The organism is Achromobacter veterisilvae (assembly GCF_037619525.1).
Classification (GTDB): Bacteria; Pseudomonadota; Gammaproteobacteria; order Burkholderiales; family Burkholderiaceae_B; genus Achromobacter; species Achromobacter veterisilvae.
In genome coordinates this window covers 3,594,571-3,618,705 of record NZ_CP148753.1, presented here as the reverse complement: position 1 = coordinate 3,618,705, position 24,135 = coordinate 3,594,571, and the positions used below count along the sequence as shown (strand labels likewise).

General features: G+C 68.8%; 23 protein-coding genes. 11 read left to right on the top strand and 12 right to left on the bottom strand.

Features of this window, described 5'->3' with window-relative positions:
* Nucleotides 1-19 precede the first annotated feature (19 nt).
* Nucleotides 20-652, bottom strand: a complete 633-nt coding sequence (locus WHX56_RS16860) for a LysE family translocator (RefSeq protein ID WP_338878435.1) — start codon at nt 650-652, stop codon at nt 20-22.
* A 132-nt stretch (nt 653-784) separates the two neighbouring features.
* Between WHX56_RS16860 and WHX56_RS16855 the strand changes: the two genes are divergently transcribed.
* A complete protein-coding gene (locus tag WHX56_RS16855; protein ID WP_129242111.1) occupies nt 785-1,267 on the top strand; it encodes an Lrp/AsnC family transcriptional regulator in 483 nt (160 codons plus the stop codon).
* A 4-nt stretch (nt 1,268-1,271) separates the two neighbouring features.
* Here WHX56_RS16855 and WHX56_RS16850 read toward each other — a convergent pair whose 3' ends face one another.
* Nucleotides 1,272-1,949 (bottom strand): DJ-1/PfpI family protein, encoded by a 678-nt coding sequence (locus WHX56_RS16850; RefSeq protein ID WP_338878434.1) that lies wholly within the window; start codon nt 1,947-1,949, stop codon nt 1,272-1,274.
* Nucleotides 1,950-2,039: 90 nt separating this feature from the next.
* Here WHX56_RS16850 and WHX56_RS16845 point away from each other — a divergent pair, with 90 nt between their 5' ends.
* Nucleotides 2,040-2,942, top strand: a complete 903-nt coding sequence (locus WHX56_RS16845; RefSeq protein WP_338881792.1) for an AraC family transcriptional regulator — start codon at nt 2,040-2,042, stop codon at nt 2,940-2,942.
* On the opposite strand, the gene WHX56_RS16840 is transcribed toward WHX56_RS16845, so the two are convergent.
* Together WHX56_RS16840 and WHX56_RS16835 are read right to left on the bottom strand one after the other, a co-directional pair.
* The gene (locus WHX56_RS16840) at nt 2,939-3,658 is read right to left on the bottom strand and encodes an SDR family oxidoreductase (RefSeq protein WP_129242114.1); all 720 of its coding nucleotides are present in this window, start codon (nt 3,656-3,658) and stop codon (nt 2,939-2,941) included. The genes WHX56_RS16845 and WHX56_RS16840 overlap by 4 nt on opposite strands.
* Nucleotides 3,655-4,650 carry a tripartite tricarboxylate transporter substrate binding protein gene (locus WHX56_RS16835; RefSeq protein ID WP_338878433.1) on the bottom strand — a complete coding sequence of 332 codons (996 nt, stop codon included), beginning with the start codon at nt 4,648-4,650 and terminating at the stop codon, nt 3,655-3,657. Before WHX56_RS16835 ends, WHX56_RS16840 begins: the two co-directional genes overlap by 4 nt.
* 123 nt (nt 4,651-4,773) lie before the next feature.
* Between WHX56_RS16835 and WHX56_RS16830 the strand changes: the two genes are divergently transcribed.
* From WHX56_RS16830 to WHX56_RS16815, 4 genes are all read left to right on the top strand, one after another.
* Entirely contained in the window at nt 4,774-5,814 is a 1,041-nt protein-coding gene (locus WHX56_RS16830) for a cyclase family protein (RefSeq protein ID WP_129242116.1), read from the top strand.
* Between the two features lie 3 nt (nt 5,815-5,817).
* On the top strand, nt 5,818-7,419 hold the full coding sequence (locus WHX56_RS16825) for an AMP-binding protein (RefSeq protein WP_338878432.1): 1,602 nt from the start codon (nt 5,818-5,820) through the stop codon (nt 7,417-7,419).
* Nucleotides 7,420-7,421: 2 nt separating this feature from the next.
* A complete protein-coding gene (locus tag WHX56_RS16820; protein WP_338878431.1) occupies nt 7,422-8,165 on the top strand; it encodes a GntR family transcriptional regulator in 744 nt (247 codons plus the stop codon).
* 104 nt (nt 8,166-8,269) lie between these two features.
* The gene (locus WHX56_RS16815; protein ID WP_338878430.1) at nt 8,270-9,514 is read left to right on the top strand and encodes an ABC transporter substrate-binding protein; all 1,245 of its coding nucleotides are present in this window, start codon (nt 8,270-8,272) and stop codon (nt 9,512-9,514) included.
* A gap of 49 nt (nt 9,515-9,563) precedes the next feature.
* Here WHX56_RS16815 and WHX56_RS16810 read toward each other — a convergent pair whose 3' ends face one another.
* Together WHX56_RS16810 and WHX56_RS16805 are read right to left on the bottom strand one after the other, a co-directional pair.
* Entirely contained in the window at nt 9,564-10,826 is a 1,263-nt protein-coding gene (locus tag WHX56_RS16810) for a Zn-dependent hydrolase (protein ID WP_338878429.1), read from the bottom strand.
* Nucleotides 10,827-10,837: 11 nt separating this feature from the next.
* A complete protein-coding gene (locus WHX56_RS16805; protein ID WP_338878428.1) occupies nt 10,838-12,193 on the bottom strand; it encodes a dihydroorotase in 1,356 nt (451 codons plus the stop codon).
* A 100-nt stretch (nt 12,194-12,293) separates the two neighbouring features.
* On the opposite strand from WHX56_RS16805, the gene WHX56_RS16800 reads away from it, so the two are divergent.
* The gene (locus WHX56_RS16800) at nt 12,294-13,184 is read left to right on the top strand and encodes a LysR family transcriptional regulator (protein WP_129244793.1); all 891 of its coding nucleotides are present in this window, start codon (nt 12,294-12,296) and stop codon (nt 13,182-13,184) included.
* A 245-nt stretch (nt 13,185-13,429) separates the two neighbouring features.
* Nucleotides 13,430-14,752 carry an MFS transporter gene (locus WHX56_RS16795; RefSeq protein ID WP_338878427.1) on the top strand — a complete coding sequence of 441 codons (1,323 nt, stop codon included), beginning with the start codon at nt 13,430-13,432 and terminating at the stop codon, nt 14,750-14,752.
* Nucleotides 14,753-14,766: 14 nt separating this feature from the next.
* Here WHX56_RS16795 and WHX56_RS16790 read toward each other — a convergent pair whose 3' ends face one another.
* The 5 genes from WHX56_RS16790 to tet all read right to left on the bottom strand — a co-directional run bounded on the left by WHX56_RS16790 (nt 14,767) and on the right by tet (nt 19,871).
* Complete coding sequence (locus tag WHX56_RS16790; RefSeq protein ID WP_338878425.1) at nt 14,767-15,360, bottom strand: 2-hydroxychromene-2-carboxylate isomerase; 594 nt, start codon at nt 15,358-15,360, stop codon at nt 14,767-14,769.
* Nucleotides 15,357-16,694 (bottom strand): MFS transporter, encoded by a 1,338-nt coding sequence (locus WHX56_RS16785; RefSeq protein WP_338881791.1) that lies wholly within the window; start codon nt 16,692-16,694, stop codon nt 15,357-15,359. Before WHX56_RS16785 ends, WHX56_RS16790 begins: the two co-directional genes overlap by 4 nt.
* A gap of 53 nt (nt 16,695-16,747) precedes the next feature.
* Complete coding sequence (locus WHX56_RS16780; protein WP_287754625.1) at nt 16,748-17,533, bottom strand: aldolase; 786 nt, start codon at nt 17,531-17,533, stop codon at nt 16,748-16,750.
* Between the two features lie 143 nt (nt 17,534-17,676).
* Entirely contained in the window at nt 17,677-18,552 is an 876-nt protein-coding gene (locus WHX56_RS16775) for a LysR family transcriptional regulator (RefSeq protein WP_338878424.1), read from the bottom strand.
* A 107-nt stretch (nt 18,553-18,659) separates the two neighbouring features.
* Nucleotides 18,660-19,871, bottom strand: coding sequence for a Tet(A)/Tet(B)/Tet(C) family tetracycline efflux MFS transporter (tet, locus tag WHX56_RS16770; RefSeq protein WP_338881790.1), 1,212 nt, complete (start codon nt 19,869-19,871; stop codon nt 18,660-18,662).
* Between the two features lie 79 nt (nt 19,872-19,950).
* Between tet and tetR the strand changes: the two genes are divergently transcribed.
* Together tetR and WHX56_RS16760 are read left to right on the top strand one after the other, a co-directional pair.
* Nucleotides 19,951-20,544 (top strand): tetracycline resistance transcriptional repressor TetR, encoded by a 594-nt coding sequence (tetR, locus tag WHX56_RS16765; RefSeq protein WP_338878423.1) that lies wholly within the window; start codon nt 19,951-19,953, stop codon nt 20,542-20,544.
* Nucleotides 20,545-20,579: 35 nt separating this feature from the next.
* Entirely contained in the window at nt 20,580-21,014 is a 435-nt protein-coding gene (locus WHX56_RS16760) for an NUDIX hydrolase (protein ID WP_129244785.1), read from the top strand.
* Here the strand turns inward: WHX56_RS16760 and WHX56_RS16755 are convergent.
* Nucleotides 21,011-21,775: an AraC family transcriptional regulator gene (locus WHX56_RS16755; protein WP_129244783.1), complete on the bottom strand. Its 765-nt coding sequence runs from the start codon at nt 21,773-21,775 to the stop codon at nt 21,011-21,013. The genes WHX56_RS16760 and WHX56_RS16755 overlap by 4 nt on opposite strands.
* Nucleotides 21,776-21,913: 138 nt before the next feature.
* Here WHX56_RS16755 and WHX56_RS16750 point away from each other — a divergent pair, with 138 nt between their 5' ends.
* Complete coding sequence (locus WHX56_RS16750) at nt 21,914-24,073, top strand: TonB-dependent siderophore receptor (RefSeq protein ID WP_338878422.1); 2,160 nt, start codon at nt 21,914-21,916, stop codon at nt 24,071-24,073.
* The last annotated feature ends 62 nt before the right edge of the window (nt 24,074-24,135 follow it).

The following is a 24,135-nucleotide window of genomic DNA, read 5'->3' as shown; positions in this document are numbered from 1 at the left end:
GCCCCGGGCGCGCCGCGCTTCATGCGGGACGCTGCGCGATCGTCAGGCGCAGGCCGAAGCCGATCAGGGCCAGGCCGAAGACCCGGCCCTGGATCTTCTGCGCCCGCGGACTGGCCGACATCCAGCGTCCCACCGCGCCGCCCGCCAGCGCGCACATCACGTCGAGCGCCAGGCCCAGGCCGACCAGGACCACGCCCAGCACGGCGAATTGCCCGCCGATCGACCCCTGGCCCGGCGACACGAACTGCGGCAGCAGCACCGAGCAGAACAGCAAGGCCTTGGGATTGAGCACATTGGTCAGGACGCCGCTCAGGAGCGCCGGCCCCCAGCCCGCCTTGGCGGGGGCCGCCTGGCCGGCGGCGTCGTACGACACCGGCCCCGCCCGCAGCAGGCGCACGCCCAGCCAGACCAGGTAGCAGCCGCCGATCGTGCGCGCGGCATCGAAGGCCCAAGGATGGGTCTTGAACAGCGCGGCCAGCCCCAGCGCGGCCAGGGTTACGTGGGCGGCCCGGGCGATCGCCAGCCCGAGGGCCACCGCCAGCGCCTGGCCGCGCCCCCGCAGCACGCCGGTTTCCAGCAGCAGGATCATGTCGGGCCCCGGCACCACGTAGACGATCAGCAAAGCCCCGAGAAACACCGCCATATCCGCCATCGTCCGCCCCTGCCCGTCTAGTCGAAGGCCACCATTCTAGGAAAATCGGGCTGGCATGTGCTTGCTATTCCTGCCATCGTGGCTATCATTATTGGCATACTTCGCCAATATCCAAGCTCCATTTCCAACTCCATGCCAAAACGCGAACTGGACGGCTACGACCGCCGCATCCTCGAGGCCTTGCAGCAGAACGGCAGGCTGACCAATGTCGAACTCGCAGAACAGATCGGGCTGTCCCCGTCCCCCTGCCTGCGGCGCGTGCGCCTGCTGGAGGAAGCCGGGGTCATCCAGGGCTACGAGGCCCGGCTGGCGCCGGACGAGGTCGGCCTGGGCCTGACCGTCTTCGTCGGCATCAAGGTGGAGCGGCACCACGAACGGGACGCCGCCCAGTTCCGCCAAGAGGTCAGCGCGCTGCCCGAAGTGATCGCCGCGCACCTGGTCTCGGGCGAATCCGACTTCCTGTTGCAGGTGGTGGTGCCGGACCTGCGCGCCTATGAACGCTTCCTGCTCGGCACCCTGCTGAAGCTGCCGGGCGTGAAGGACATCCGCAGCAACTTCGCCATCCAGACCGTCAAGCCGCAAAGCCCGCTGCCGCTGGACCACCTGGCCAGATAGCCCTTCAGGGCGCCATCGCCGCCGCGGCGCGGTCCACCGCCTGCGAGCGGCGCTCGTAGCGGGCCTGCGACATCTCCAGATAGCGCTGCACCACGGCCGGTTCCGACGTCTTGGGCGTGCCGCCGGGAAACGGCGGTTTCGGGTCGTACTCGATCTGCAACTGGATCAGCTTGGCCGCGTCCTCGCCGCACAGCTCCGCCACCACCTTCAGCGCCATATCGATGCCCGAGGTCACCCCGCCGGCGGTGAACAGCCTGCCGTCCACGCACAGGCGTTCGTCGCTGGGCGTGGCGCCGAAGCGCGACAGCAGTTCGCGCGCGCGCCAATGGCTGGATGCCCGCTTGCCCCGCAGCAGCCCCGCCGCGCCCAGGAGCAGCGAACCCGTGCAGATGCCGAACACGTAGCGCGCCTGCCGCCCCTGCCCTCGCGTGAACGCCACCCAATCGGGATCGACGATGGCGTCGTCCGTGCCCGGCCCGCCCGGCACCACCAGCAGGTCGCAGGGCGGCGCGGACGCGATCGTCTGCGTGGGCACGAAACGCAGCCCGCGATCGCAACGCACCGGATCGGAGGTTTTTGCGACAAAATCCACGGTGAAGCCCGGCGCGTTCGCCAGCACCTCGTAGGGTCCGGTCATATCCAGTTGGGTCAGTCCCTCGAACAAGAGAAAATTCACATGCATGACGATGCTCCGTTAGAAACGCCAGCCTCCAGGATAGGCGGACGCGCCCGCCCGGGCGCGCCAATTGCGGCCCCGAATGCGCCATTGCGCATCGTGTTCGTGCTGTACGACGGCTTCCAGCCGCTGGACCTGGCCGGGCCGTGGCAGGCTTTCAGTTCGGCCAACGAAGAAGCCGGCCGCAAGCTCTACCGCCTGCACACCATCGCGGCCGCGCCCGTGGTCGCCACCTGGGAACAGGGCCTGCGCATGCAGGTGGACGACACCTTCGCCAGCGACGCCGACGCGCCCATCGATACGATACTGGTCCCCGGCGGACCGGGCGCGGACCTCGCCAGCGCCCACGGCGAAACGCAGGCGTGGCTGCGCCGCCGCGACCCGGACACCCGGCGCACGTGCAGCGTCTGCACCGGCGCCTTCGTGCTGGCCGCCACGGGCCTGCTCGACGGGCGGGCCGTCACCACGCACTGGCGCTCGGCCACCCGGCTGCAATCGTGCTACCCCGCCCTGCGCGTGCAGGACGACCGCATCTACATCGAAAGCGGCAAATACTGGACCTCCGCCGGCGTCACGGCCGGCATCGACCTGGCGCTGGCAATGATCGAACGCGACTTCGGGCCGGACCTGTCGCAGCAGGTGGCCCGCCGCCTGGTCGTTTTCATGCGGCGCAACGGCGACCAGCGCCAGTACAACCAGACCCTGCGCCTGCAGGACCGAGTGGCCGCGCCCTTCCGCGAGCTGGTCGAGAAAATGGAGGCGCAGTTGTCGGCCCGCTGGTCGGTGGACGACATGGCCGACGCCTGCCATATGTCGCGCCGGACCTTCCAGCGCAGGTTCGCCGCCCATTTCGGCGTGGCGCCCACCGAAGTGCTGAGGCGGTTGCGCGAAGAGCGCGCGGCGGCGCTGGCCGCCACGGGCAAGGTTTCCAGAAAGGAAATCGCGCGGCAGCTTGGCGGCCGGGCCGCGCCGGAACGGCCGGCGCCGGAAGACCGCTAGGCCAGGCCCACCGACATCCCGCCGCACACATACAGCAACTGCCCCGTGGTGAAACCCGCGCGCGGATCCAGGAACATGGCCACCGCGTGGGCCACCTCGTCCGGCCGGCCCACGCGGCCCACCGGGATCGAGGCTTCCAGCGCCACGGTCTTCGGCGCGCCGGGCGGATTGGACTGGTTGAACAGTTCGGTGGCGACGGGCCCCGGCGCCACGGTATTCACCGTGATGCCGTCGCCCGCCAGTTCCAGCGCCCAGGTCCGCGTCATGCCCGCCAGTCCGGCCTTGGACGCGCCGTAGACCGAACGTCCTCCCTTGCCCAGGGCCGCGCGGCTGCCGATGTTCACCACGCGGCCGTACCGCGCCGCCCGCATGCCGGGCAGCAGCGCCTGCAACAGCAGGAGCGGCGCCGTGAGGTTCAGCGCCATGGTCCGCGCCAGTTGCTCCTGCGTCACGTCCTCGATGTTGGCGACCTGGATCATCCCCGCGTTGTTGACCAGGTGCAGCACGGGACGCTCGGCCGCCAGTTCCCGCGCGGCGGCTGCGGTGGCCGCCGCGTCGCCCAGGTCGACCGAGCGGAAGGTTTCGCCGGGCAGCGGCGCCTCGGGCGCGCCGCGGCTGAAGTTGACGACCTGGTAGCCGTCCTCGATCAGGCGCGCGACGATGGCGCGGCCGATGCCCCGGCTGCCGCCGGTGACCAGTGCGATGGGTGTGTTCATTGCGCGGTGATCCCCTTGTCCTTGATGAGTCCGCCCCACTTCCTGCGTTCCTCGCTTTCGAAGGCCGCCAGGTCCGCGCCGAAGAGCGTGCCGGGCCTGGCGCCCATGCCGGCGAAGTTCTTCGCGATGGCCTGGCCTTGCAGGCCGCTGCGCGCGGCTTCTATCAACTGCTTGACCACGGGTTCCGGCGTGCCGCGCGGGGCGTACAGCGCGAACCAGGCCGTGACATCGAAGCCCGGCAGGCCGGATTCCGCCACGGTCGGAAGGTCGGGCACCGACGGGTCGCGCGTGGCCGAGGTGACGGCCACGCCGCGCACCAGGTTGCCGTCCTTGATCTGCGCGAGCGATCCCGGCAGGTTGTCGAACAGCAGGTCGACCTGGCCGCCAGCCACGGCGGGCAGCGACGCGGAAGTGCCCTTGAAGGGCACGTGCAGCATCGTCACGCCCGCCATCGCCTCGAAATAAGCGCCCGTCAGGTGCACCGACGAGCCAACGCCCGGCGAGGCGTAGGTCAGCTTCTTGTCCTTGGACTGCTTGGCCGCCTTGATCACGTCGGCCACCGATTTGTAGGGCGACTTGGCGCTCACGGCGATCACGTTCGGCGTGGTGGACACCAGGGCGATGGGCACCAGGTCGCGCTCGGGATCGAACGCCATGTTGCTGTAGAGGAACTGGTTGATGGTCTGGGTGCCGATGGTGCCCAGGCCCAGCGTATAGCCGTCGGCCTTGGCGCGGGCCACGTAGGCCATGCCGATGTTGCCGCCCGCGCCGGGCTTATTCTCGACCAGCACCGTCTGCTTCAGGCCGGGCTCCAGCGCGTGGGCGATGGCGCGGCCGAAGATGTCCGCGCCGCCTCCGGGCGGATAAGGGACGACGACGGTGACGGCATGGTCGGGATAGCCCGCGGCATGGGCCGCGGGCAACGCCAGCACGGCCAGCGCGGCGGCCGCCAGCCCGCGCCATCCGGAGCGCGGATGCAGGAATTGCGTCATGGTTTTGTCTCCTAACGAATCCGCTGATCGCGGATTTCTTTTGGGTTTTTTTGGTTTCTTCCTATAGTACGTAAATACGTACTATATTAATAAAAACACAGAAAGCCGAAAGGAGACAAGCAGATGAAACGCTGGACCCGACGCCCGGAAGGATCGACCTGGGGCGACTTCGGGGCGGACGACGAGATCGGCCGCCTGAACCTGCTGACCGAAGAAAAAGTGCTGCAGGCGGTGCGCGAGGTGCGGGCGGGCAAGGTGTTCTGCCTGTCGCTGCCGCTGGACCTGCCCGGCGGCAACGTGCTGAATCCGCGCCGCCACGCGCCCACGCTCAAGCCCACCTTCCGCGAGGGCACGCCCTACCTGAACTTCCAGATGTCGCAGGTGCAGCCCGAGGCCGTGGACGTGCTGTCCGACGACCAGGTCACGCTGTCCATGCAGTACTCCACGCAATGGGACGGCCTGTGCCACGTGGGCGCGATGTTCGACATCCAGGGCGACGGCCAGGCGCGCCGCGTGTACTACAACGGCTACGCCGCGGGCGTGGACGTGTTCGGCGGGGCCGATCCCGATACCTCGGCCGACGCCTGCTGCCCGCCGGGCGGCTCGTTCGCGCGCAAACTCAGCGTCAGCCGCTACGCCGAAAAAGGCATGCAGGGCCGCGGCGTGCTGGTGGACCTGGCCCGGGCGTTCGGCCCCGGCCGCACGGTGGTGGGCCATGCCCAGCTACAGGCGGCCATGCAGGCGCAGAACGTCTCGGTCGAGACCGGCGACATGCTGGTGCTGCGCACCGGCTTCGCCGAAGCGGTCGTGGCCATGAACGGCCAGCCCGACCCGCACGAACTGGAACGGACCGGCGCCGTGCTGGACGGGTCCGATCCGGCGCTGCTGGACTGGATCACGCGCTCCGGCATCGCCGCCCTCTGCGCGGACAACTACGCGGTCGAGGCCTATCCGGCGCGCACCTCCGGGCCCGGCCATTCCATCCTGCCGCTGCACCACCATTGCCTGTTCAAGCTGGGCGTGCCGCTGGCCGAACTCTGGTACCTGAAGGACCTGGCCGACTGGCTGCACGGGCAGGGCCGCAACCGCTTCCTGCTGACCGCCCCGCCCTTGCGCATGCCGGGCGCGGTGGGTTCCCCCGTGACGCCTATCGCCACGGTGTAAGCCATGCCGTTTCCGTACTCGACTTTCTCCGAACACCTGGACGCGCTGGCCGCACGCCAGCCCGACGCCCCCCTCCTGATCGACCAGGACCGGCCGGTCAGCGCCGAGGCGCTGCGCGCGCGGAGCCGCGCGCTGGCCGCCGGGCTCGCGCGCATCGGCGTGCGGCCGGGGCATCGCGTCGCGGTCTGGCTGCCCAATTGCGCGGCGTGGGTGGAATCCTTCCTGGCCTGCGCCCACCTGGGCGCGCTGGTGCTGGCGGTCAACACGCGCTTTCGCGCGCTGGAAGTGGCCGACATCCTGGGACGCGGCCAGGCGGACTGGCTGGTGTTCTGGCCGGGGTTCAAAGGCATCGACTTCCAGGGCATCCTGGACGGCGTGGCGCCCGAGCACCTGGCGCGGCTGCGAGGCGCGATCGCGCTGGCCGGGGCCGGCGAATCCCCCGCCGTGAACGGCAGCCCGGCACACCGCTACGCGGACCTGCTGGCCTCGCCCGACCCCGCGCCCCCGGCGCAGGGCAATGCCGGCGTGCTGTGCTTCACCACGTCGGGAACCACGTCCAAGCCCAAATTCGTGCTGCATGACCAGCGCACGCTGCTGCGCCATGGCGCGGCGGTGGCCGCGGCCTATGGCTACGACGCCCGCAGTTGCGTGCTGGCCAGCGCGCCGTTCTGCGGCGCCTTCGGCTTCGCCACCCTGGTGGGCGGCCTGGCGCAAGGCGTGCCCGTGGTCTGCGCGCCCGTCTTCAACGCGGCCCAATCCGCCGATGCCGCGCGCCGCTACGCGGTCACGCACACCTATGCCAACAATGAAGCGCTGGTCGGCATGATGCAGGCGGCCGCCCCGGGCGACTTCGCCTCGGCGCGGCTGTTCGGCTTCGCCAGTTTCACGCCGGCGCTGGACCACATGCTCGACCTCGCCCGCGAGGCCGGCGTGCCGCTTACCGGCCTGTACGGGTCCAGCGAACTGGTGGCGCTGGTCGCCGGCCAGCCCCGCGATCCGGCCGAAGGCGACGTCTCCGCCCGCCACCAGCCCGGCGGCACGCTGATCTACCCCGACGCCCGCGTGCGGGCGCGCGACCCGGCCACGGGCCAGGTCCTGCCCCATGGCCAGTCCGGAGAACTCGAAATCCTGTCGCCCAGCCTGATGCAGGGCTACCTGGACAATCCGGAAGCCACCCGCGGCGCCGTCACCGGCGACGGCTATTTCAAGACGGGAGACCTGGGCTATACGCTGACGCCGCGCCAGTTCGTGTTCCAGACCCGCATGGGCGATTCGCTGCGCCTGTCCGGTTTCCTGGTCAATCCCGTGGAAATCGAGCAGGTGGTCGAGACCCTGCCTGGCGTGCGCGCCTGCCAGGTCGTGGGCGCCACCCAGGGCGGCAAGATCGTGCCCTATGCCTTCGTGCTGCTGCGCGAGGGCGCCCAGGCCGATCCCGCGGGCTGGGCTGCGGCCTGCAAGGCGGCCATGGCCGGCTTCAAGGTGCCGGCGGGCTTCACCGTGCTGGACGCCTTCCCCTCGGTGGAAAGCGCGAACTCGGTCAAGATCCAGAAACACCGGCTGCGCGACATGGCCGACGCCATGCTCGCGGCCCCGCCCTCGCCCTGACCATGTCCGCCCGCAAGCTCTTCTCGCACAGCCCCCAGCCGCTTTATCTGCAGGCGGCCGCGCTGTTCCGCAGCCACATCCAGAACCGCACCTGGCGGCCCGGCCAGCAGATCCCGCCGCTGGAATCCCTGATGGAAACCTACGGCATCTCGCGGGCGACGATCCGCCAGGCGTTCGGCCTGCTGGAAGAGGACGGCCTGATCCGGCGCTCGCGCGGCTCCGGCACCTTCGTCAACGCCGAACTGCCCGAGACGCCCACGCTGCTGATCCCCAAGACCTGGGCCGAGACCGTGGAACTGAGCAACCAGTTGGGCACGGTGTCGCTGGTGGAATCCAGCGCCGATTCGCCGCTGCCCGACACCCTGGGCATGCCTTGCGGCGCCGACCGCGGCGGCAGTTTCCAGTACCTGAGCCGGGTGCACACCACGGACGCGGGCCCCTTCTGCTATAGCGAGGTCTTCCTCGACAGCGGGCTGTTCCGCAAGCACCGCGCCCGCATCCGGAAAAGCACGGTGGCGCCCGTGCTGGACCAGTTCTACGGCGCGCGCATCAGCGAGGCCCGCCAGGTGCTCAACGTGATCGAGGCCGGCCAGGAATCCGCCGAATCCTTGCAGATTCCCGTGTCCTCCCCCGTCGCCGAATTGCGCCGCTATGCCTGCATCGACGGCCGCGTCGTGTATTTCGCCCGGTTGGAGTTTCCGTTCCGCAAGGTGCGGATGGAATTCGACCTGCTGACCGGCCGCTGAGGTCCGGCCCGCCCGCAACCGCTTTCCCCAAAACAGAGCGCCGCAGCAGCCTCCGAGGCGCCTCCCGCAGTATCCGAAAAGATCCGGCACCAAGGAGACCGACCATGAAATGCCCCGGAACACCCCGGATGTCCCTGCAGTTGCGCAGCACGCTTGCCCTGTTGTCCGCCGCCTTCGCCGCCAGCGCCGCCCACGCGCAACCCGCGGCCATCTCCGATGACGTGGTCCGCCTGGGCTTGATCCTGGACATGAGCGGCGTCTACGCCGACGTGACCGGCAAGGGCAGCGCCGCCGCGGCGGAAATGGCCATCGCCGACTTCGGCGGCAAGGTGCTGGGCAAGAAGATCGACCTGATGGTGGTGGACCACCAGAACAAGGCCGACATCGCCGCGGCCAAGGCGCGCGAGTGGTACGACGTCCAGAAGATGGACGCCATCATGGACGTGGCGGGATCCGCGCCTGCCCTGGCGGTGCTGGAAGTGGCCCGCGAAAAAAAGAAGATCGTGGTCTTCAGCGGGCCCGGCACCGAGCGCATCACCAACGACCTGTGCTCGCCCTATTCCGTGCACTACACGTACGACACCTGGTCGCTGGCCAACACCACGGCGCGCGCCACCGTCGAACAGGGCGGCAAGAGCTGGTACTTCCTGACGGCCGATTACGCTTTCGGCCACACACTGCAGGCGTCGGCGACCGAGGTCGTGAAAGCCAACGGCGGCACGGTGCTGGGCGCGTCGCGCCATCCGCTGGGCTCCAGCGACTTCGCCTCCTACCTGCTGCAGGCCCAGGCCAGCCGCGCGCAGATCGTGGGCCTGGCCAACGCCGGCGGCGACACGGTCAACGCCATCAAGGCCGCCAGCGAGTTCGGCCTGACCAAGGGCGGCCAGAAAATGGCCGGCCTGCTGCTGTACATCAACGACATCCACGCCATCGGCCTGGAAGCCGCCGCGGGCCTGACGCTGACCGAGGCCTTCTACTGGGACATGAACGACCAGACCCGGGCCTGGTCGCAGCGCTATTACGACAAGCTCAAGAAAATGCCCAACATGAGCCAGGCGGGCACCTACTCGTCCGTGATGCACTACCTGAAGGCGGTGCAGGCGGCGGGCACGGACGAACCCATCGCCGTGATGAAGCAGATGAAGTCCATGCCGATCAACGACTTCTTCGCCGCCAACGGCCGCATCCGCGAGGACGGCCGCATGGTGCACGACATGTACCTGTTCGAAGTGAAGCAGCCGTCCGAGTCCAAGCGGCCCTGGGACTACTACAAACTTGTGGCCACCCTGCCGGGCGACCAGGCCTTCATGCCGCTGTCCAAGTCCACCTGCCCGCTGGTGAAGAAGTAGCCGGGCGGCGGTGGCGGACGCCGGGACGCGCCCGCCATCGCCCGTCCCGTCAGCCGCGCAGCGTCCGGTCCAGCTCCAGCACCGTCTGGTACAGCACGCGGGTGCCGTCCAGCAACTGCGCCGGTTCGATCCATTCCTCGGGGCAGTGGCTGCGCCCGTTCAGGCAGGGGATGAAGATCATGCCGATGGGGCCGGTGGGCGCCATGTAGACCGCGTCGTGGCCCGCGCCGCTGGGCAGACGCATGGAGGCGTAGCCCAGTCGGTCGGCGGCGGCCTTGACGGCGTCCATCACCAGCGGCGAACAGTCGGTGGGGCGGGCGCGGCTCAGTTGCGCAAAGCTCGCGGTCAGGCGCAGCGCCTTCAGGTCCTGCGCCACGCCCGCCATCAGCGTCTCCGGGAAGGCGTCCAGCACGGCGTCGCTGTCGCTGCGCATTTCGAGCGTCAGTTCGACCAGGCCGGGCACGGCGTTGGCCGCGTTGGGCGTCATCGACAGCCGGCCCACCGTGGCCACCACATAATGCGGATTGCCGCTGGCGGCGCCGGCCTGGCGGCTGGCGGCGTCGATGATGCGCGCGGCCCCCACCAGCGCGTCGCGGCGGATGTCCATGGGCGTGGTGCCGGCGTGGTCGGGCTGGCCTTCCACCGTGATCAGCACGCGGCGGATGCCGACGATATTGGTGACCACGCCGATGGGCAGGCCGCGGCTTTCCAGCACCGGGCCCTGTTCGATGTGCAGTTCGACGAAGGCGGCGGTTTCGCCGGCGCGGCGCAGCGGCGCGTCCAGCGCGGACGGGTCGCCGCCGACGCGGGCGATGCCCTGGGCCAGCGTCTCGCCCTCGGGGTTGCGGGCTTGCAGCATGTCGGCGGTCAACTGGCCGCACAGCGCGCGGCTGCCCACGCAGGAGATGCCGTAGTCGCTGGGTTCCTCGGACAGAAAGTCGATGACCTCGAAGGGGTGTTCAAGCTGGATGCCGTGTTCGCGCATCGTGCGGGCCGCTTCGATGCCCGCCAGCACGCCGATGATGCCGTCGAACCGGCCGCCGCTCATGACGGTGTCGCAGTGCGAACCGGTGGCGATGGGCTTGCGCGCGGGATCGCGCCCGGGCAGCGTGCCGATCAGGTTGCCGCCGGCGTCCAGGCGGGTGGACAGGCCCGCGGCTTCGAACTCGCCGCGCAGCCAGGCGCGGGCCTCGCCGAACAGCGGCGAGAACGCCCGGCGCGTCCAGGGAACGTCGGGCAGGGTGAAGCGGGACAGGGTTTCGACGCGGGCCCAGAGGCGCTCGGCGTTCAGGGGCGGAAACTCGACAGCCATGGTTCCGGTCCTCAAGCCTGGCGCGGGCGCAGGAAGCGGCCGTCGCCCTTCTGGTTGACGATGCGCTGGCCGTCGAACACCTGCTGGCCGCGGCACCACGTGGCGGCGACGCGCACCGAGAACTCGCGGCCCTCGAACGAACTCCACTGCACGGCCGACAGGCTGCCCGCGGGGTCGTAGGCATGGCGCTCCGGCTTGAGGATGACGATGTCGGCGTCCTTGCCCACCTCCAGCGAGCCCTTGCGGTCGTCCAGCAGGAAGTGCCGCGCCGGGTTGCGGCTCAATTGCCGCACCACCATGGACGGCGCGATGCCGTGCTCTTCGCAGCCGGTCCAGAACGCGGGCAGCAGCGTTTCGAGGCCCGGGCCGCCGGACGAGTTCTTGAAAACGTTGGGATTCTGCTTGCGTTCCAGCCCCCAACTGACGTGGTCCGACGAGACGAAGGTGCATTCGTCGTTGGCGATATGGGTCCAGAGCAGGTCGACCTCCGCCTTCGGCCGGATCGGCGGATAGTGCTTGGTCTTGGCGCCGAAGCGCCGGGTGTGCTCTTCATGGTTGAGCATCAGGTACTGCACGCAGGTTTCGATGCTGGCGCGATGGCCGTTGCGGCGGTACATATTGCAGATCTCGAACCCGCGCGAGGTCGAAACGTGCACCGCGTGCGCGCGCGCGCCCGTCTCGGCGCCGATCTCGTAGATCAGCGCGGTGGCCAGGTTTTCGATCAGCGGCGTGTGGGCGCGCATGAAGGCGTCCCACCCCGTGTCTGCGGCATCCACCAGGCGCGCGATGTTCTTGCGCGTCAGTTCCTGCATCTGATTGTGCACGCCGCAGGCCAGTCCGGACGGCGCGATCAACCGGAACGCCTCGTACAGGTCGTCCTCCTCGATGCGGGGGAAACGGCCTGGCGTAGCCTCGAAGGTCGAGAACTTGAACGCGCACACGCCGCCTTCGATCAGGCCGGCCGCGGCGGCCAGGCCATGCTGGGTGTTCAGGGTGCCGAACAGCGCGACGTCCACATGACAGTCGCGCTCGGCTTCGGCGATCTTGGCGTCCAGTTGAGGACGCGAAGCCACGGGCTCCGGATCGTCGTAGGGCATGTCCACCATGACGGTGACGCCGCCAGCCGCCGCGGCGCGCGAGGCCCAGCCCAGCCCCTCCTGGTTCTGCTGGCTGCCCGAATGCACCTGGCCGTCCACCACGCCGGGGACGATCCACTGGCCCCTCGCGTCCACGCTGGCCCGCGCCGCGGGAGGCGCGCCCACGCCGCGCGCCGCGATCTTTCCCTCCCGCACCGCCAGCCAGCCGTCCATCGCCACCGCATCCGGATCGACGATATTGCCGCGCACCACCAAATCGAAATCGCTCATGACCGCTTCCATCCTTAAATCAGTGGGTGCAGTGTAGTGAGCGACCTGCCAAAACGTCTTATGCTTATATGTGCATCGGAATTAACATCAGGTTAAGCATATGAAATTGAATCTGCGGCAGATCGAGGTCTTCCGGGCCATCATGCTCAGCGGTTCCATCAGCGGCGCGTCCAAGCTGCTGTTCGTGTCCCAGCCCGCGGTCAGCCGATTGATCGCCTATACCGAACAACGCCTGGGGCTGATGCTGTTCCAGCGCATCAAGGGCCGGCTCTACCCCACGCCGGAAGCCCGCCGGCTGTTCGTGGAAGTCACGGCGCTCTACCAGAACGTGCAGCGCGTGAACGAAGTGGCCGACAACCTGGCGGAGAACCGCGAGGGGCAGTTGCGCCTGTCCTGCAGCCCCAGCCTGGGCCAATCCCTGCTGCCGCGCGCCATCGCGCAGTTCCGCAAGCGCTACCCGCAGATGCGCATCGTGCTGCAAACCCAGATCCCGGCGACGCTGCAACAGGCGCTGCTGACGCAGCAGGTGGAACTGGGCGTGGCCTATATGCCGGTGGAGCACCCGAGCCTGGCCTCGCAGCCTCTCTACGAGAACAAGATCGTCGCGGTCCTGCCCAAGGGCCACCCGCTGGCCGCGCGCGGCCAGGTGGAAGTGCGCGACCTGATCAACGAGCCTCTGATCGGCTACAGCGCCGACATTCCCTTCGGCATGCTGATCAACCGGCTGTTCGGCGACGAGGACTCGCAGCCGGAACCGCGCATCGAAGTGCAGCAGGCCCACGTGGCCTGCGCCCTGGTGCAGGCCGGCGCGGGCGTGGCGCTGGTGGACGAAATCACCGTGGCCGGACCGATTTGGTCGAAAGTGGTGACGGTTCCCATCCGAGGCACGGTGAACGCGCCCGTGAACGTCTTCCATTTGCAGTTACAGCCCCTGTCGCGCCCCGCCCTGGCCTTCATCAACGTGCTGCACAACCTCGAACAGCACAACTAGGCCCCCTTCTGCCCGACATAAACGTCGGGGTTATCCCTTAGCGTGACCTCAACCGTCCCCCATGTCCCGCTATGGCGGGGGGCCAGGGATTAATTTGATGTTATGGACCAGGAACAAAAGGTAATACGACATTATCGAGATTGATTTCTATGATGCGCTCGTCTTTCCGGGGACCACATACACCACACACCAGGCGCAACCCGAACGCGCACGATCTGAATTGGGAAATAATGAAGGACATCTCCATGAATCTGGGCGCCGAGGCCTTGCCGGGCCGGACCGCGACCCAACCCGCACGGCACCACAGCGGACGCAAGGCAGTCATTGCCGCTTCGGCCGGCAATGCCCTCGAATGGTATGACTTCACGGTCTATGCCCTGTTCGCGGTCTACATCGGACAGAATTTTTTCAAGGACGCCAACCCGACCGTCCAGCTAATGACGTCGTTCCTGGCCTTCGGCCTGGGCTTCGTGGTCCGTCCGCTGGGCGCGCTGGTACTGGGTTCCTACGGCGACCGCGCCGGCCGCAAGGCGACCCTGACTCTGACCATCATGCTGATGGCCCTAGGCACCCTGCTGATCGCCGCCGCGCCTCCCTATGCCGCCATAGGCGTGGGCGCTCCGCTGCTGATCGTCTGCGGCCGCATGCTGCAAGGCTTCTCCGCCGGCGGCGAAGTCGGCGGCGCCACCGCCTTTCTGGTGGAACACGCGCCCGAAGGCAAGCGCGGCCAATACGCCTCCTGGCTGCAGGCCAGCATGGGCATCTCCAATCTGCTGGGCGCCCTCGTGGCAACCCTGGTCACCACCCTGCTCACCGAGCAACAGGTCGGCGAATGGGGCTGGCGCATTCCGTTCATCATCGGCCTGGCCATTGCGCCGGTCGGCTTGTGGATGCGCGCCGCGCTGGACGAAACGCCGCACTTCCGCGAAGAACAGGAACGCCAGGCTCGCCAGAACGCCCGGGTCAAGGCGCCGCTGCTGGCCGTCATCCGCAACTATCCCAAGGAGCTGCTGACCGGGCTTTGCATGTCGGTGCTCTGGGCCGTCGGACCCTACGCGCTCATCATCTTCATGCCGATCTACGTGCAGAAGTCGATGGGCTTCACCAGCTCGCAAGCTTTCCTGGCCGCGCTGGTGGGCAATCTGTTCCTGACCGGCGGCTGTGTATTCTCCGGCACCCTGTCGGACCGCTACGGCCGCCGCAACCTGCTGCGCGCGGCCGCCCTGGTCCTGCTGATCGCCGTCTATCCGCTCATGATGTGGCTGCAGGCATCGCACACGCAAATGACGCTGATCGTGGTGCAATCGCTGTTCTGCCTGATGGTGGCGATGTACGTCGGCGTGGCGCCCGCCGCGCTGTCCGAGGTGTTTCCCACCGCGGTGCGCTCCTCGGGCATGTCCCTGACGTACAACACCGCGGTGACCGTCCTGGGCGGCTTCGCTCCGGCCATCCTGACCTGGATCACCTACACCACGGGCGTGGCCTTCGCTCCCGCCCTGTATGTGATGGGCGCCAGTATCGTCGCCCTGGTGGCCTTGACCGTGCTGCCGCAGGGCAGGCACATTTAAGCGCCCGCCCCCCTCTACCCCGCGACAGCCTCTTCCAGCATGTCCAGCCGGTCCTGGCCCCAGAAGACCTCGCCCCGGTAGACGTACGCGGGCGATCCGAACACGCCGGCCTCGACCGCCGCGTCCGTGTTCCGCCGATAGGCCGCCTGCGCCTCGGGCCGGGCCGCCGCCGCCAGCAGCGCCGGGGCGTCCAGCCCCTGGCGCAGCAGGATGGCGCGCAGCGTGGCCGCGTCGGAGATGTCCTGCTCGTCGCACCACTCGGCCTTCAGGATGGCCTTGTACAGCGCCGCCACCGGCAGGCCGGCCTGGTCCGCGGCGATGACGGTGCGCGAGGCCAGGCCCGCGTCGGGGCACATGTGGGCCGGTTGCGGATTGACGTGGATCCCCAGCTTGCGGCACCAGCGCGCCAGTTCCGCCACGCGGTAGGCCTGGCGCTCGGGCGAGCGCCGGCCCAGCAGGATCCCGCCGGTGCGGGCATAGACGTCGGGCAGGTCCACCGGCAGGTAGCGGATCGCCGCCCCCTGGCGTTGGGCCAGCGCCTCCAGGCGGTCGGCGCCCAGGTAGGCCCAGTCCGAATTCATCCAGAAGTAGTAGTCGATGGTTTTCATGGCGTCCTCAGTTTGGCGCTCGAAGGCACCCGCAGGGCGACGGCCGCAGAGGCCTCGCTGCGCATCAGCCACGCGCTGAACAAGGCGATCACTCCCAGGATGCTCAAGTACCACACCACGTAGCGGGGATCGCCCCCGCCCTTTGCCAGCAGCCAGGTCGCCACGATGGGCGCGAGGCCGCCGCCGATGGCGCCGGATACCTGCACCGCCAGCGAGATTCCCGTGTAGCGGACTTCGGCCGGGAACTGGCTGGAGAACAAGGTGCCTTCCGGCCCGTACAGGCAAGCGTAGACCAGGCCGACCGCGAGGCAGACCGCCAGGATGATCCACCCGGTGTCGCGCGTGCCCAGCAGATGGAAGAACACCGGCGCGCAGGCCAGGATGCCCACGGTGCCCGCCATGAATACCCATTTGTGGCCGATCCTGTCGCCCAGCATGCCGAACAGCGGCATGGTGAACAAGGCGACGGCCGCGCCCCAGATCGTGGCGTCCAGCATGACCGAGCGGGGGATGCCCAGGGTGCCCGTCGCGTAGGCCAGCGAGAAGGTCACCACGGTGTAGAACCAGGTCACCTCCGCGAGCCTGGCGCCCACCACCACCAGCAGGGCCCGCCGGTGATGCTTCAGCACCTCGGCCACCGGCACCTCGACCTTGGCGCCTTTTTCGCGCATCTGCTCGAAGTCCGGCGATTCGGCCACCTTGACGCGGATGAACCACCCCACCAGCAGCAGCACGACGCTGGCCAGGAACGGCAGGCGCCAGCCCCAGGCCAGCATGTCGGCCTCGGGCAAGGCGGCGACGGCCCCCATCGCCAGGGACGACAGGATCAGGCCCGGCGCCACGCCGGCCTGCGGCAGGCTGCCGAAGAAGCCCTTCTTGCCGGCCGGCGCGTGTTCCACCGCCATCAGCACCGCCCCGCCCCATTCGCCGCCCACCGCGATGCCTTGCAGGAAGCGCATCAGCACCAGCAGCACCGCGGCCCAGTAGCCGATCTGCTCATAAGAAGGAATCAGCCCGATCAGGATGGTGGGCACGCCCATCAGCAGCAGGGTGATCAGCAGCATGGATTTGCGGCCGATCTTGTCGCCGTAATGGCCGAATATCACGCCGCCCAGCGGCCGCGCGAAAAAGCCCACCGAATAGGTGGCGAACGCCGCCAGCGTGCCCGTCAAGGGATCGAAGGACGGAAAGAAGATCTTGTTGAAGATCAACGCGGCGGCGGTGCCGTAAAGGAAAAAGTCGTACCACTCGATCGTGGTTCCCATCATGCTGGCCAGTCCGGCCGTCACGTAATCGCGGCGCGAGCGCGCAGCCGCAGGCTTGGTCGTCATCATCATGACTCCCCGAAGTAAAAGTCTGGAGGAATGCCGCAGGGCGGCGTCTGGCGTCAGGCCGCGGGCAGCGGCAGGGGCGCAACGCCGTGCGTCTGGCGGGCCCAGTAGTTGAACGTCGCGTTGACGATCGAGGGCTTGAGCAGGTAGTCATGCGCCTCGCGCGCCAGCGCGTCGTCCACGGGCGTCAGCGGCCCGAACGCGCGCGCGCGGATCTGCATGCGCGCCGCGCGCTCCAGGTACACCGACAGGTAGGTCGCCTCTTCGCAGGACTTGCCCGCCGTCAGATAGCCGTGATGGGCCAGGATGATGGCCCGCTTGCTCCCCAGGGCCTCGGAGATGATCACGCCCTCCTGGTCGGCGATCGGCACGCCCGGCCACTCGCCCAGGAAGGCGCAGTCGTCATGCAGCGGCGTCATGTCCATCTGCGAGATCACCAGCGGCTGGCGGGCGGCGGCCAGCGCCGAGGCCCAGGGCGAGTGCGTGTGGATGATGGACTGCACGTCGGGCCGCGCCTCGTAGACCCACAGGTGGAAGCGCGTGGCCGGATTGGCCATGCCCTCTCCGGTCAGCGTATGCAGGTCGCGGTCCACCTCGATGAAGTCCGCCGGCGTGGCCTCGTCGAAGCCCAGGCCGAAGCGCAGCGTCCAATAGGCGCCGGGCCGCTGCGAACGCACGCTGATCTGCCCGGCCAGGCCGGCCTCCTGCCCGGTCATGGCCAGGATGCGACAGGCATAGGCCATGGTTTCCTGGATGCCGCGCGGCACGGTGCGCAGATGGCGCGCCATTTCCTGCGTGGCGCGGGTGTCGAAATAGGATTTCTCTCGTAATGCGGTGCTCATGTCTTCCCCTGTTGGTCCCTCCGCCGCCGGCGCCACCGGACGCCCCGCGAAGTACCGACAGTATGGAAACCGCGGCGCCAACGAGCCATGCAGCCAGGCTCATAGCTGCTATTCGGAACGCGCCGGCAGGGACGGCGCCGGGGTCATTGCAGGGCGATGCGGTGCGCGCTGGCCAGCAATTCCCCCACCAGGGGCAAGGGCTGGCGGTTGGCCTGGGTGATGGCGACCACGCGGCGGCGCAGGATCGGGCTGTGGACGCGGATCTTGCGCAAGCCATAGTCGCGGAGCAGCTTGTCGGGAATGCGGGACGGCAGGATACAGGCGCCCACGCCCGAGGACACCAGCTTCAGCATGGCGTCGATGGTCTCGGCCTCGGCCACGAATTCGGGCTCCAGGCCCGCGCTGTGGATCATCTTGCGCAGCGCGTAGTGCGGCGGGAAGCCTACCAGCCGCAGGTTCATGCCCGCCAGGTCCACGTTGTCCATCAGGGGCTGGTCGCTCTGCACGATGAGGCACATGTCGTCGTCGAACAGTGTGGTCGACGCCAGGTTGTCGGAGGCGACCGCCGAATCGTAGACGAAGCCCACGTCAGCCTTGCCGCTTTCCACCAGCGCCACCACTTCCGGCGAACTGCGGCCCATGACGGACAGGTTCACGTGTTCATGGCTGCTGACGAAACTGGCCACCACCTCCGCCATGAAGTAATAGCTGAGCGTATGCACGGTCGCCAGCCTGACGGTCCCCTGGGTCACGCCCTCGCGCTGGCGCACGGCCTCCAGCACGCGGTCGATGCTCTGGTAGGCCGGCTGGATGCCGTCCAGCAGGCGGGCGCCGGCCTCAGTCAGTTCCACCCCCCGGCCGGTGCGCACGAACAGCGGCTTGCCCACGTGCGCTTCCAGCGCGGCCAGTTGCCGGCTCAGGCCGGACTGGGTCTGGTCCAGGTCCTCGGCAGCGCGCGAGAGCGATTTCAATTCGGCAATGCGCAAGAAATAGCGCAACTGCCGGTCCGGCGTATCCATGCGGCTTCCCCAGCGGGCCCGCGGGCCCTGTCGTTATCCATCACGCCCTTATCGGGCGAGTGCGACAGTGTGCCCCAAGGCCCCGGCGGCCACTACCGGGATTTGCGCTAGGCGCGCCGGTGCTGGCTCGCCTGGGCCGCCGTGCCGTGGCGCGTGCCCGGCCGAGCCAGCACCGGCACGCACAGCAGATAGAGCGCGGCGCCCGTCACCCACGGCCAGCCGGTCCAGCCGCCGACGCTGGCCGCGTACAGCGTGGTGAACGCCAGCGGCCCGGCGATGGCGGCGGCGCTGGCCAGACTGTTCATGGCGCCCTGCAATTGCCCCTGGCTGCCCGCGCCGGCGCGCGCCGACAGCAGCGCCTGCAACGCCGGCGCGCCGACGCCGCCCGCCGCCAACAGCAGCATCAGCGGCGCCACCATCCAGCTCTGCGTGGCCCAGGCCAGCAACACATAGCCCGCCGCATCCGCCGCCATGCCCACCGCCAGGGCGCCGCGCTCGCCCAGCCGCGCGCTCAGCGGCCCCGGCAGCGTCGCCTGCGTCAACGCGTGCAAGGCGCCGAAACCCGCCAGCGACAGGCCCACGGCGGCCGCGTCCCACTGGAAGCGGTCCTGGCCATACAGCACCCAAAGCGCCCCCGGCACCTGCCCCGCCATCTGCATCACCAGGAACACCCACAGCAATCCGCCCAGGCCCTTGCCGCCCAACGCCTGGCGCAGCCCCGCCACCGGATTGAGCGCGCGCCAGGACCAGGGCGGCCGCGCGCCTTGGCGCGATTCCGGCAGCCACACCAGCGCCAGCAGGCAGGCCACGCCGTTGGCCAGCGCCGCGGCCACGAACGGCATGCGCGCGCCGGCCAGCCCCGCCAGCCCGCCCAGCGCCGGGCCGACGATCATGCCCAGGCCAAAACAGGCCGACAGCAGGCCGAAGCGCCGGGCGCGCCGCGACGGATCGCCGGCATCTGCGATGCTGGCGGCGGCCACCGCGCCGGTGGCCCCCGTGATGCCCGCCAGGATGCGGCCCGGGTACAGCACCCACAGCGCCGGCGCGGCCGCCATCACCACGTAGTCGACGGCCGCGCCCGCCAGCGACGCCAGCAGCACCGGCCGCCGCCCGTAGCGGTCGGACAGCGCCCCCAGGACGGGCCCGGCCAGGCATTGCGCCAGCGCATACAGCGACAGCAGCAGGCCGTAGTGGGCGGGGGTCGAGGCCGGGTCGCTCAACTGGTCGAGCAGGCCGGGCAACACCGGCATGATGAGCCCGATCCCGGCGGCGTCCAGGGTGACGATGAAAAGCAGCAAGGCGATGGCGCGGTCCGGCATGAGGATGAAATTTATCAACGATAAGTTTTCGCATGATAAATTGATCGTCGATAAATTATCAAGCCGAACCGGAATCCCCATGGCCAAATTGCAACGCGACGCCGTCATCGCCAGCGCCCTCGAGCTGCTCAATGAAGTGGGCGTGGACGGCCTGACCACCCGCAGGCTGGCCGAGCGCCTGGGCGTGCAACAGCCGGCGCTGTACTGGCACTTCAAGAACAAGCAGGCGCTGCTGGACGCGCTGGCCGACGCCATGGCGCGCAGCCACACCCAGTCGATGCCGCCGCCCGGCGCGCCCTGGAAGGACTTCCTGTACGCCAATGCGCGCAGCTTTCGTCGGTCGCTGCTGGCCTACCGCGACGGCGCCCGCATCCACGCCGGCACCCACCCCGCCGAGCCCCAGTACGATCGCGTCGAGGCGCAATTGAAGCTGCTCTGCGATGCCGGCTTCAAGCCGCTGCAGGCGGCCAACGCCCTGGTCGCCATCGGCCACTACGTGGTCGGCTCGGTCATGGAACAGCAGGCCGCCGAAGCCGCCGCCCCCGAACGCGCCGACCCGCCCACGCCGCCGCCCGCCCTGGCCCGCGCCATGAAAGCGCTGGACAGGCAGGGACCGGACGCCACCTTTGAATATGGCCTGGCGATGATGCTCGACGGCCTGGCGCCCGACTGAATGCCGCCGGCCCACACCCCCAAGGACAGCCCGACATGACCACCCCGCCCTCGCGCCCCATTCCCGCCACCATCGCCGCCGTGGTGCGCGACGGCCACGTGCTGCTGGTGCGGCGCGCCAACCCGCCGGACCAGGGCCGCTGGGCCTTTCCGGGCGGCAAGATCGAGGCCGGCGAACGGATCGAGGACGCCGCCGCGCGCGAACTGTTCGAGGAATGCGGCGTACGCGCCCAGCCGCTGCGCGTCTTCGACGCCGTCGACGTGTTCGACCATGACGAAGCCGGCGCGCTGCGCCGGCATTACATCCTGATCGCGGTGCTGTGCCGCTGGCAGGCCGGCGAGCCGGTGGCCGGCGATGATGCGCTGGACGCGCGCTGGGTGCCGCTGGCCGAGCTGGAGGGCCAGGCCCTGGCGACCAGCTTCGGCGTCGCGGCGGTGGCGCGCAAGGCGCTGGCGCTGCTGGAAGGCTAGCGCGGCCCGCCCGCGATCTGCTCCAGATACCGCGTCGGCGACACCCCCATCACATTGCGGAACATATAGACGAAGGCGCTGGCGCCGGCATACCCCAGCGCCCGCGCCACGCTCACCACCGGCTGCCCCTGCAGCAGCCGGCAGATGCCTTCGTCGATGCGCACCTGCAGCCGCCAGTTGTGGAAGCTCATGCCGGTCTCGTCCTTCATGCGCCGCGCCAGCGTGCGCGCGCTGGCGCCCATGCGCTCGCCCCACTGTTCCAGCGTGTCGTCGTTGCCGGGCGACTGCAGCACCGCCGCGCAGACCTTGCGCAGGCGCCGGTCGAACGGCAGCGGCAGTTGGCGATGCTGCCGCTCGGTGCCGGCCAGCAGGTTCAGCAACAGCTCGGCGCTCAGCCGCTGCACCGGCCCGTGGCGCGCCACCGGCTGGTTCAGCGCCAGGATCAGTTCGCGCATCAGCGGCGCCACGTCCAGCGCGCAAGTATCCTTCCATAGCCAGGGCGCGGCGTCGGGCGCGATGAAGGCCGAGCGCATCGTCACCTGGCCGACCATGCGCACCTCGTGGGCCACGCCCGGCGGGATCCACAGCGCGCGCATCGGCGCCAGCAGCCAGGCGCCGTCCTCGGTCATGACGCGCATGATGCCGGTGGGCGAATACATCAGTTGGATGCGCTCGTGCGAATGCGGCTCTTGCCGCTGGCCATCTTCGTAGTGGAACGAGCGCGCCACCACGGGCGGCGCCTCGACGGGAAACTCACGCATTGGCGGGATTTCGATAGCAAAGGTTGAAAGGCTCGCGATCCAGCCAGTTATGTCCGTTTTTCGACATTTTCTGTCCAGCGCGCAGGGAAATTGCTTTTTATCATTAATGCAAATGATTCCCATTGTTTTCAAAAGAAAATGACGCCCGCCGCACTTCCCCCTGTCGCATTTGCCCCACGCCGCCTCCCCGCCTTCCGCCTGACCCTCGCCGCCGCCCTGCTGGCCCAGGCCTGCCTGCCCGGCCTGGCCCAGGCCGCCGACGATGTCCCGCAACTGAGTCCCGTGCGCGTCACCGGCGCGGCCGAGAAACTCTCGGATCCCGGCCAGACCGAGGGTTCGCAGTCCTACACCGCCAACACCGTCACCATCGGCAAGAGCGCCACGAACGTGCGCGACATCCCCAACTCGGTGTCCGTCGTGACGCGCCAGCGCATGGACGACCAGAACATGACCACCGTGCAGGACGCGCTGCGCGAGACCACCGGGGTGAGCGCCATGAGCTATGGCGACGGCACCGCCTATTTCACCGCGCGCGGCTACGAAACCGACGTCCAGTTCGACGGCGTGCCCGCCAACGGCGCGCTGCAATACCTGCCGCAGTTCGACTTGGCGATGTACGACCGGATTGAAGTGCTGCGCGGTCCGGCGGGCCTGCTGCAAGGATTCGGCAGTCCGGCCGGCACCGTCAACCTGGTGCGCAAGCGTCCGCTGGACGTCTTCAGCCTGACCGGCAGCGTCATGGCCGGATCCTGGAACAACTACCGCACCGAACTGGACGTCACCGGCCCGGTGACCGCCGACGGCCGCGTCCGCGCCCGGGCCGGGCTGGCCGGCCAGGACCGCGACTACTCGATGGACGAAGCCCATACGCGCCAGGGCCTGGTCTACGGATCGCTGGAATTCGACCTGACCGCCAATACATTGCTGACGCTGTCGGCGGCCTACCAGAAAACGCGCATGGAGCCTTTCGACTACGGCTTGTCGACCTATTCCGACGGCAGGTTCGTGGACGGCCCCCGCTCCGGCTTCTACGGCGTGGATTGGGCGCGCGGCGATACCGACCTGTCCGAGTTCTACGCGGAACTGAGCCACCGCTTCGCCAACGGCTGGACCGGCCAGGTGTCGATGAATTACCGGGCGACCGACCTGGACAGCAAGTACGGCTACATCGACGGCCCGGTCGATCCCGCCACGGACCAGGCGGCCTACTGGCTGCAATTCCAGAAGGACCGCATCCGCTGGATGGGCCTGGACACCCACGCCTCCGGCCCGTTCACGCTGTTCGGCCGCACCCACACGGCCATGGTCGGCGCCAACTACGCCGAGCGCAAACAGGACAGCCGGTCGTCGGGCGCCGGCATCGACAGCGTGGACATCCACCACATCGACGTGCCGGAAATGGATGTGCCGTTCACCTCGGGCGACAACAGCAAGTCCAGCCAGATGGGCGTGTACGGCCAGCTCAGCTTCAACGTGGCCGATCCGCTGACCCTGATCGCCGGAGGCCGCCAGAGCTGGTACCGCAACGCGACCCAGCCTGTGCTGCCGACGGCCGGCGACACGCGGCGCGACCCCGAAGTGCGCAAATTCGTGCCGTACTTCGGCGCGGTGGCGCGGTTGAACCCCTGGCTGTCGGCGTATGCCAGCTACTCCGACGTATTCGCCTTTTCGGAAGCCTGGCAGATGACGGCCGACGGCAAGCCGCTGGCCCCGCGCACGGGCAAGCAATACGAGATCGGGCTGAAGGGCGAGTTCCTGGACGGCGCCGCCAACGCGTCCCTGGCCCTGTTCCGGATCCGCGACAACCACCGTGCCGTGCCGGACGACGCGAACCCCGGACGGTATGTTTCCCAGGGCGAAGCGCAAAGCCAGGGCGTCGAAGCCGAAATCACCGGCCGCCTGCTGCCCAACTGGGACGTATACGCCGGCTACACCTATCTTCAGACCCGCTACCTGTCCGACCCCACGCAGGAAAACCAGATCGTGAATCCGGAGTCGCCCAAGCACCTGTTCAAGGTCTGGACCACCTACCGATTCACGCCCGACGTGCTGCCGGGCTGGCGCGTGGGCGCGGGCGCGCGGGTGCAGAGCCGCACCAGCCGCAACGGCGAGTCGTGGCAGGGCGGCTATGCCGTGGTCGACGCGCAGGTCGGCTACCGCGTCAACCGCAACCTGGACGCGTCCATCACCTTGAACAACGCGTTCGACCGCCACTACTACAGCCGGGTGCCGTCCAGCTACTACAGCGTGTATGGCGAACCCCGCAATGTGATGCTGACCTTGCGCGCCACATATTGATCGCCGCCCGGTCTCCGGGAAGGATGCGGTAAGGTGTAGCCCCTCACCCCTTATCTCTTCAT